This window comes from Vibrio sp. M260118, assembly GCF_036533755.1.
In the GTDB taxonomy this organism is placed as follows: Bacteria; Pseudomonadota; Gammaproteobacteria; order Enterobacterales; family Vibrionaceae; genus Vibrio.
In genome coordinates, this window is record NZ_JATABG010000568.1 from 1 (window position 1) to 1,459 (window position 1,459).

Sequence of the window (1,459 nt, forward strand, 5' to 3'; positions counted from 1 at the left end):
ACTTTCTAATGAGCAATTTGAGCAACTACTTGCTATATCAGGTCTTGAAGATGCTGAACTCCGTGTTGCCCTACTCCCTTTTGCCGCAGCCTACTCTTATGCTCCGCTATCTAACTTTTACGTTGGTGCCATTGTCCGCGGCCTATCAGGTAAGCTTTACTTCGGCGCGAACGTTGAGTTCGATGACGTCCAGTTAGGTCAAACCGTTCACGCAGAACAAGCCGCAATCAGCCACGCTTGGATGAAAGGCGAGCAGGGTGTTTTGGACATCACTATCAACTACAGCCCATGTGGTCACTGCCGTCAGTTTATGAACGAGCTAACCACGGCGAATGAACTTAAGATACAGCTGCCAAAACGTGAAGGTCAGCCACTGCAACACTACTTACCAGAGTCTTTCGGTCCTTCAGATTTAGGTATCGACGCTCGTCTCATGAAGACAGTCGACCACGGTAAGAAAGCACAAGAGCAAGATGAGCTGTTACAGCTCGCAGTTGAAGCGCTTAACCGCAGCCACGCACCGTACACCCATAACCTAAGTGGTGTTGCGATTAAGACTAAAGATGGCAAGGTTTACAAGGGTGCCTATGCAGAAAACGCTGCTTTCAACCCAAGCCTTCCACCACTCCAAGTAGCGCTAATTCAATTGCTACTTGATCGTCAAGACCTAGCCAATATCGACTCTGCTGCACTGGTAGAAGTAGAAGAAGGGACTATTAGTCACTTGGCGAACACTCAGGCGACACTTGAAGCTTTAAACCCTGATATTCCAATTACTTACTTGGAAATCTAAACGAGAAAAGGCGCCGAAATAGCGCCTTTTTTTGTTCACTATCCAAGCAAACTTAAACTTCGAAAAACGGTTTAGGATCGACTTCAAGCTGATTCGGAGCGATGCCTTTGGTGATAGTCAGGTTTGAAGTTTTAAGATCAATAAAGCTCACATCGACAAAACGTTTGTACTTGCGGGAGTAAAAACACTTAATCTCTGGCTTTAACGGCTCCGTTGGGTTTGAAGACCAAACAATACCCACTCGACCATCACTTAACTCAACGATCGCCCCAACTGGGAACACACCGACACAGTTAATGAACTTATACACTAACTGTTTATCTAGGTGATGCGGCGTTAAGCTAATCAATATCTTGAATGCTTCGGCAGGACTCATACCTTGTTTGTAACAACGATCGGCCGTTAATGCATCATAGATATCGACAATGCTGCTCATACGACCATGTATAGGAAGCTCATCCGCCGTTAGCCCTGCTGGGTAGCCAGAACCATCAAGTTTTTCATGGTGCATCAAACACACATCTAAGCTGACCTGACTGATACCGGTAATATTAGTCACAATCTCTTTAGCATACACTTGATGAAGCTTCATATGCTCGAACTCTTCAGGCGTTAATCGCGCGGGCTTATGTAGCACTTTGTCGTCGACTTTGATCTTACCAACAT

At 45.7% G+C, this 1,459-nt stretch carries 2 protein-coding genes; one reads left to right on the top strand and one right to left on the bottom strand.

All coding sequences use genetic code 11. The features are described 5' to 3' along the window. Positions 1-793 (top strand): cytidine deaminase (gene cdd, locus QTO00_RS19640; RefSeq protein WP_331426247.1); only part of this gene is annotated, 793 nt, incomplete at its 5' end. 52 nt (positions 794-845) lie between these two features. Here cdd and QTO00_RS19645 read toward each other — a convergent pair. Further along, positions 846-1,459, bottom strand: a 614-nt coding sequence (locus QTO00_RS19645) for an HD-GYP domain-containing protein (RefSeq protein ID WP_331426248.1), incomplete at its 5' end; no start/stop codon positions are given.